Here is an 8,203-nt window from a genome sequence, read left to right as displayed (position 1 = left end):
AAATCTAAGCCTGCGCCACTCTTGCAACAACGACGCCCGCCACTAACGCCGAAACCTGCACAAATCCTGTAGGAAGCGCGCCCTCGCGGCGAATTGGCTCAAGATCGCCGCGCGCCTGAAACCATTGAAAAACGGTGGCGTTCGGTAGCTCATCGGCGGAGCAGAAAACACCTCGCCCCGTGGGCGGGCCTCGTATGCAAACCGAGGCCTGGATCGCTCCCCGCGATAACCACACCCGCCCAGACCGAGGCCTGCGCTACCCCTGCGGTAAACCGCCCCGTTTTAAAAGACATCAACCGATAGCCTGGGCACTCCGCGAAACCATGCTTGGTAATTGTCCCGGTGGCGGCTCTCGGTCATCCTCCTCACATGAATCGACCCGGCACAGGTGTTGTAATGAACGAAAAGAATGAAAACAGCTTGCCGTTGCAAGGCCTCAAGGTCATCGAGATGGGCCAGCTGATCGCCGGCCCCTTCGCCAGCAAAATGCTCGGCGAGTTCGGTGCCGATGTGGTCAAGATCGAGCCGCCAGGCGTCGGCGATCCTTTGCGCAGATGGCGCAAGCTCAAGGATGGCACCTCGCTCTGGTGGCATGTGCAGTCACGCAACAAGCGATCTATAACCCTCGATTTGAAAGCCGCCGAAGGGCAGCAGATTGTCCGCCAGCTGGTATCCGAGGCCGACGTGATGGTGGAAAACTTTCGCCCCGGCACCCTCGAAGGCTGGGGCCTTGGCTGGGACGAACTGGCCAAACTCAACCCGCGTCTCATCATGCTGCGCATCTCCGGCTACGGCCAAACCGGCCCGTACCGCGACCTGCCTCGGCTTTGGCGTAATCGGCGAGGCCATGGGCGGACTACGGCATCTGTCCGGCTATCCGGGCCAACCGCCGGTGCGTGTAGGCGTGAGCATTGGTGATTCGCTGTCCTCGCTCTACGGTGTGATCGGCGTCCTGCTTGCCCTGCAGGAACGCAACCGCAGCGGCAAGGGTCAGGAAATCGATGTTGCGTTGTACGAATCGGTATTCGCCATGATGGAAAGCCTGGTGCCCGAGTACGACGCCTTCGGTTATATCCGCGAGCCAGCCGGCAGCGCCCTGCCCGGTATCACGCCGTCAAACTCCTACCTGTGCAATGACGGCGCCTACGTGCTGATCGCCGGCAATGGCGACAGCATTTACAAGCGGTTGATGACGTTGATGGGGCGCCAGGACCTGGCCGACGACCCGCGTTTCGCCCACAACGACGGCCGCGCCCAGCACGCCGAACTGATCGATGCCGCCATCGGCGAGTGGACCGCACAGCACAGTCGCGACGAAGTCATCGAGGCGCTCATAGGCGCGCGCGTCCCAGCCGGCTATCCGTACACCGCTGCCGATATCGTCAAGGATCCGCACTACCTGGCGCGGCAGATGATCGAGCAAGTACAAACCTTCGCCGGCCCGCTCAAGGTGCCAGGCGTGCTGCCCAAACTCAGCCGCACCCCGGGCCGCATCGGCACCGGAGGCCCTCAGCTGGGTGAACACACCGAAGACGTACTGGCCGGGCTTGGCCTTACCGAGGCACAGCGCCAGGGATTGCGTGAACGCGGAGTTATCTGAGCAGCCCTCGAACCAGTTCGCCGCGGGCGAAGCTTTTTTACTTTGTTAGCAGCCTATCGCCTGCATTCGCCGCGCGGGCGCGCCTCCCACAAAAAGCGGTGCGGCGTAGGCTTTGAATGTTGTACAAGGCCCGCCCTCGGCACGAAGCAATCGTAGGGTGGGCTTTAGCCCACCAGCCACTCGCTGCTCAACGGGCATCTTATGGCTCCCACGCTCTGCGTAGGAATGCCAATGGGGCGCATCTGCCGTAAAAACTCGAGCAACTGGCCGGAAGCAGCGTTCACCGCGCACTTCCACAACACACGCGGCATGGGCCTGGCCAACGCCCTGGCTGCGATGCGCGCAGGTATTGACCGCTTCGACGTCTCGCTCGGCGGCCTCGGTGGCTGCACCTACGCACCCGGCGCCAGCGGCAATATCAGCACCGAGGATCTGGTGCACATGTTCCAGCGCATGGGCAGGATACCGGAGTCGATCTGGACAAACTGCTGCCGTGCACCGCTGGCCTGCCGGAACTGGTCGGCCATGACGTACCGGGAGCCGCCCTCAAAGCTGGGAAATCGGGACCGTCGTTATCCGAAGCCGAAGTGGATGCAGGAGGAAGCTGTTCAGTAAACCCAATAGCGTACGCAACGGTTGCTTAGAATGCCGCCTCCCACTGCCTACCTCGGGTCCCAGCGCTTTGATGCGAGAGACCCGCTTTAAGGCCAGCTGTCTTCGGCCCTGAAAGCCACAGCCAAGCCCGGCTCCACCCAACAGAGCCATCCCTTACTCAGACGGCTATCTTCGCTGCTCGCTACCTCACGCAGCAGTACCAAACCAGTGATATGCCCCCTTTCGCGGCCTTGAGCCGCTTTGCCAGCACGTCCAGCACCCTATCGCCGAATCAAGTCGGGGTGATAGCACAAAGCTATTAATGCCATCATAATGGCGCTGCTTTCATGGCGGCGCATACGCTGATGCATGGAAGCAGAACGAAAAATCAGAAAGGAATTCATCGTGAACGCTGTTGCTTTTCGTAAGACTCTACTGGCGATCGCCGTCGCTGGTGCCGCGCTCCCCATCTATGCGCAAACACTGACTTTGGATAATGCTGGCCTTGTGAAGGAAAACACGACCTTCCAAGACACAGTAGAGGTTCGAGGATCTTTCACCAGCGCCAATAGTGACGTTGACGCTATCGAATTCAACAGCGTCATCTTCAAAAAAGACCTGCTGCTGGAGGCCGCTGTCAACGCCAAGGGCGACAACGCTGACGGTGTCGATCTGAGCATGTCCGGTGACGATGAAGACTGGGCTTCCATGGGACCGGCCACTCAGATCTACGGCGATCTGGTCAACAAGGGCACCATTCAGGTGGCCGGTGCGGGCGCCTCAGGAATCCTCGTCGATCCCGCCATCGTACACGGCAGCCTGATCAACGAAGGAACTGTGCATGTTTCCGGTAACGTGCTGGAAGGCGACGGCGTTCGCGCAATCGAAATTTCAGGTGATTCGGAAATTCACAAAGATGTGGTGAATACAGCGGACGGTAAAATCATCGCTGAGGGCGCCAATGCAACCGCGATTCAACTCATGGGCAGCGAAATCGATGGACGCTTGATCAACAACGGCTTGATTCAAGTGACTGGGATTGGCGCAGACGCCATCGATGTCACCACTAACGAGCAGCCAGAGTGGAACTGGAGCAAGCGCGCATCTGTTTCCGCTATCGAGAACCATGGCTCTATCATCGCCAATGGTGTCGATGCCGACGGTATCCAGATCGATGGCGGCGTTATCGACAGCATCGTGAACACCGGCACCATCGAGGCCGATTCCACCGCGATTGTGATTGGTGACTTCGAAGTATCTGACGCTCGCAAACAGGAGCAAGAGTACTACCTCAAGATTTACCATGAAGGCGGCCTGATTAGCGGGCAAGACGCCGCTATCAATGCTGAGGGTAACAAGGTCGATCTGGAATGGAGCGGCGGCAAAATCCAAGGCGATATCCTTGGCCTGGATGGCTATGTCCAGATTACCGACTCCGTAATTTTTGACGGTTCGCGTATTGAAGTTGGCGACGATGAGACCGTACGCGTAGGTGTGAATGCCAATCCCGATGAAGGCCACGAAGCGGCACTAGGTCACATCGAACTGCTCGGCACCCATACTTCGATCGATGGCGATCTGGTCGTTGCGAAAGATTCGTCTATCGGCCTGAACCTGAGCAATGCGACCGACGCGACGAAACCGGTGCTCAATGTCACCAAAACCGCCGAGTTTGGACAGGGCTCCAGGCTGATCCTTCAGGCCAACGGTGCAGATTTCGCTGCTAACGGTTCGTCTTACCGCTTAGTAACGGCACAAGAAATTATCGATAAAGGCTTGCAGGTCGTCAGTAGCAACCAGTTGCTTAAAGTCAGCGACCTGAAGATCACATCGACCGAGATCGGTGGGGGATTGATTCCCGCCGATGATGGCTCGAGCCCCCCTCCGGTCGATGGCGGTGACGATACGCAAAACCCGCCGACCGATGGCGGAGGAGAGCCGACTACGCCCCCTGCCGATGGAGGGGAAACCGGTGTGATTGACGTGATCATCAAGACGCCAGAGGAATTCAAGGAAACCATCGCGACCGGCGGCGGTTCGCAGAATGCCCAGGCGGCCGGTATCGCATTCAGCAAGATCGCCAGCAAACTGCCTACTCGTCTGCTCAATGCATTCGATGGCATCACCGAAACCCAGGCAGCTCAACTCGTCGAACAAACCACACCAGAAGCCAACGGCGGTGCGACCCAAGCCGCAACGTCCGGCCAGACACTGGTTAGCAACGTTACGGGCAACCGGACGAGCAGCATTCGCGGTATGTCTTCCGGTGATGCTCTCCAGGAAACCGGTGTCTGGGTTCAGGCACTGTACAGCGATGCCAACCAGGATCTGCGTGATGGCGTAGCCGGTTACAACGCCTACAGTCGCGGCATCGCCATCGGCGCGGATGGCAAGCTGAACGATCAACTAACCCTTGGTGTGGCTTACAGCTTCCTCAACACCGACGTAAATAGCGAAAACGGCAACGAAACTGAAGTAGACGGTCATGCCTTTACGCTCTACAGCGGTTACGAGCTGGGACGCTATTTCGTAGACGCAAGCCTGACTTATGGCATCAATAGCAACGAAGGCACGCGCTACGTCCTGGGTGAAAAGGCTAAGTCCGACTACGACAGCTCGGTACTCGGACTCAACGTCACGGGCGGCTACAGCTATTCCATCAACGACAACCTCGTCCTGGAACCGCGCCTGGCTGCCCGCTACAGCCGGATCGATATCGATAGCTACCGCGAGAAAAACGCCACTCTGGCATTGGCGATCGAAGATCAACGCTACGAAGTGATCGAGCTTGGGGCGGGCCTCCGTGTCGCTGCGCAATATCCTCTGGGTCGTGGAACGTTGGAGCCTCAAGCTAAGCTGATGGCCTATCATGACTTCGCAGCCGATCAAGCCAGCAGCACGTCGGCCTTCGTTCTCGGCGGAACCCCATTCGTGACCAGCGGCGCCAAACCAGCCCGCAATAGCTACGAGGCGGGTATCGGAGCCGATTACCGACTGGGCCAGTTCACCATCGGACTGGGCTACGACTATGTCGGTAAGTCAGACTTCAACGCCGATACCTTCACCGCGAAGGTACGTTACGACTTCTGATGAAAACGAAAAACCTCGGCTCGCATTCGCGAGCCGCCGGTTGGAAACAGGGCCTGGCGCTGCTTATCGGCGCCATGCTCGGTGGTTGCCAGTCTTCGCAGGAGGCCCTGCGTAGCCTGGCGGCTCACCATAACCATCGGTTGGAAATCATTTCCACCCGGCCCTTTCCCCTGGCATTGAGCACCCCGCCCAAGCCAATCGCCACATCCCGAATCCGCTTGTACATCGAAGGTGATGGTCACGCTTGGGCGACGCGCTCACAACCGAGCCTGGATCCTACGCCGCGTAACCTGCTGGTTGCAGGTCTTGCTTTCGATGACCCAACCCCGAGTCTCTACCTTGCGCGGCCATGCCAGTTTGTAATGGCAGCGGGCTGCCGTCCGGATCTATGGACCAACCGCCGCTTTTCCGATGAGGTCGTTATCAGCCTTGAGCACGCACTCGACCAAATCAAGTTGCGCTATGGCAATCGTGACTACGAGCTGATTGGCTATTCGGGAGGCGCTGCCCTTGCCATGCTGCTTGCGGCTCGACGCGACGATATCGCACAAATCCAGACCCTCGCAGGTAATCTCAGCCCTAACCGATGGGTGCAACTGCATCAACTCAGCCCTCTGTCGGGCTCCCTTAATCCGGATGATCACCGCGCAGCATTGGCGCGAATTCCTCAGAGACATCTGGCAGGTGGCAAGGACAAAGTAGTCCCGCCCTTATTGTTGCGCAGCTATGTCAGAAGCCTGGAACAGCCTGTTTGCATCGAAAGCGAAGTCATCGCTGACGCTTCTCATGCAGACGGCTGGACTCAAGCCTGGCGTGTGTACAGGAATCGCCCGTTACGCTGCGAAAGACGCCAAGTCGATTAGCCCACGGCGAGTGCAGGCGACAGCCAGGCGCCACCAAGCGAAGCGGAACCCGCAGAAAGCAGCCCAGGCCCGCCGGAACAGCTGATCGATCACATCGCCCGAGTCGCGCCTAAATTTCTCGTCTCAAGGATACCACCTCGCCATAATTTCTCGCCCTCACGCATCGACAATAAAATACCTATTTAAAGAACAATACACGCAATAACGGCATTAAATTGCCTTCTACCTATACATCCGCTAGATTAACGGCATTAAAATACCGGTTCCGAGTTAATGCAAAAACTGACGCTCCAGATCTATCTGCACGGAAACTGGCACGACGCGATGCAATTGAGCTTCGATACCCCTGAGGCGGGTCTAGCCAGCCCCTGCAGCTTCGGGTATCTGACCGAATACCTGGCGAGCCATCTCGATAACCTGGGCTGCCATACATCGCAGGCCGTTAGCGCCACCCTGCCGCTGGCCTGGGATGCGTATCGCGCGCCTCAAATCCCGGCCTTTCTTCACGACTTGCTCCCAGCCGGCGCGGCGCGGCGCTTTTTGCTTAGCGCCTGGCAATACCTGCCGGCGAAACCATGCAGGCCGATTTGCTTTTGCTCGCCCGTTGCACCCCGGCCCCCATTGGCCACCTGCGTATCAAGGAAGCGGTAGAAGCCATGGAAGGGGCGCCTGCCATCGGCTTTTCCAGAGAAGAGGTAGTCTCCCGGAATACCCGTTTTCTGGAGTACGCCTACGAGCAGGGAGCTGCTATCGGGGGGGCGACAGGCGCTGGAGGTGAAGCACCCAAACTGCTGCTGGCCGAAAACACTCAAGGATTGCTCTATCCAGATGCCAGCCTGAGAGATGAGGAGGTCCAACAACACTGGTTCGTAAAATTCCCACGCAACAGAGGGAGTGAAACCGACCGAAACATCCTGCGTAGCGAATACTGCTATTACCAGGCGCTCAACCGGCTCGGCATCGAAACCGTAGCCCACCAGGGCCTCGCCCTGGAGGAAGCGGGAAAACCGAGCTTATGGATGCAACGCTTTGATCGACAGGTTACTAGCGAAGGGGTGAATCGCCTGGCGGTGGAATCCATTTATTCCCTTGCGGGCATAACCCGTCCTGGCAGTTTCATGCTGCACACTGATGCGATTGGTACTCTAACCAAGATCTGGATTGCCGCCGGTCAGCAGGAGGAGATCCCCCGCTTATTGAGCGAATACCTGCGCCGCGACCTGCTCAATCACATCGTTGGTAATAACGACAACCATGGCCGCAACACCGCGGTACTGCGAGACGAGAGAGGTTTGCGACTCGCTCCCATCTACGATTTGGCCCCCATGGTCATGGATGATGAAGGCATCACTCGCACAACCAAATGGCCCAGAGAGATCGAACTAGCCGGCAATGTCGATTGGCTGGCTGCCTGCAATACGCTCGCGGAATGGATCGACCCACAACAGCTGCACCATGAGCTCAAACAATGCGCACAGCAACTGCGTGCCCTGCCCGACCTGCTACAAGAGCTTGGCCTACCCGAGCAGACGATGAATCACCCGCGCATTCCACTGAAAGACCTGGACCGTCGGCTTCGCGCTTGGGGGCTGGTATGAGCGATGAAATCGAGCAGCGCCAGGCGATACTCAGTGAGATTCAAGAACAGCTGCTCGCTGGGAGCCTCAGCATAGGCAATGCCGCCAAGCGCCTACGCCGCGACGTCACCGGGCTGCGGCAAGAACAGTTCGCGCGCATGTGCAAAATCTCGCTGCGTACCCTGAGGCAACTGGAGCAGGACGACGGCAACCCCACCCTGCAAACGCTCAACGGGGTATTCAATCGCTTCGGAATGCGGGTAGGAATAGTGCCGATGCGCCGATAACTGGAGAAAAGGCCCCCATGAATGCGCACAACGGGCCTGCCAAAACAGAACTCCGCCCCGAAGCGCAATGCTGTCCCTCAAGTAATTTGTCGCGAGATCCCGAGGTAGACCACGAAAGCAGCAGGTGCACACCACCCCTGCGGGAGCTGCGCCCTTGCGGCGAATATAGTTCTCCGCGGCTGCTTTTGTGGG

The 8,203-nt window shown here is 58.4% G+C and carries 3 protein-coding genes and 3 pseudogenes; all 6 read left to right on the top strand.

Annotated features, from left to right (window positions below):
* The first annotated feature begins 396 nt into the window (after nucleotides 1-396).
* The 6 genes and pseudogenes from NA647_RS19205 to NA647_RS19180 all read left to right on the top strand — a co-directional run bounded on the left by NA647_RS19205 (nucleotide 397) and on the right by NA647_RS19180 (nucleotide 8,011).
* Nucleotides 397-1,600: pseudogene (locus tag NA647_RS19205) on the top strand (CaiB/BaiF CoA transferase family protein).
* Between the two features lie 237 nt (nucleotides 1,601-1,837).
* Nucleotides 1,838-2,215: pseudogene (locus NA647_RS19200) on the top strand (hydroxymethylglutaryl-CoA lyase); the annotation flags it as partial.
* A gap of 348 nt (nucleotides 2,216-2,563) precedes the next feature.
* The gene (locus NA647_RS19195) at nucleotides 2,564-5,284 is read left to right on the top strand and encodes an autotransporter outer membrane beta-barrel domain-containing protein (RefSeq protein WP_256059104.1); all 2,721 of its coding nucleotides are present in this window, start codon (nucleotides 2,564-2,566) and stop codon (nucleotides 5,282-5,284) included.
* Complete coding sequence (locus NA647_RS19190; RefSeq protein ID WP_256059103.1) at nucleotides 5,284-6,147, top strand: alpha/beta hydrolase; 864 nt, start codon at nucleotides 5,284-5,286, stop codon at nucleotides 6,145-6,147. Before NA647_RS19195 ends, NA647_RS19190 begins: the two co-directional genes overlap by 1 nt.
* A 273-nt stretch (nucleotides 6,148-6,420) precedes the next feature.
* Nucleotides 6,421-7,745 (top strand): annotated as a pseudogene (locus NA647_RS19185) (type II toxin-antitoxin system HipA family toxin).
* Complete coding sequence (locus NA647_RS19180; protein WP_256059102.1) at nucleotides 7,742-8,011, top strand: helix-turn-helix domain-containing protein; 270 nt, start codon at nucleotides 7,742-7,744, stop codon at nucleotides 8,009-8,011. The pseudogene NA647_RS19185 and the gene NA647_RS19180 overlap by 4 nt, the downstream one beginning before the upstream one ends.
* Nucleotides 8,012-8,203 lie beyond the last annotated feature (192 nt).

Source organism: Stutzerimonas stutzeri (genome assembly GCF_024448985.1).
In the GTDB taxonomy this organism is placed as follows: domain Bacteria; phylum Pseudomonadota; class Gammaproteobacteria; order Pseudomonadales; family Pseudomonadaceae; genus Stutzerimonas; species Stutzerimonas stutzeri_AP.
The sequence above is the reverse complement of the archived record's forward strand: the minus strand, read 5'-3'. Positions and strand labels throughout refer to the sequence as shown.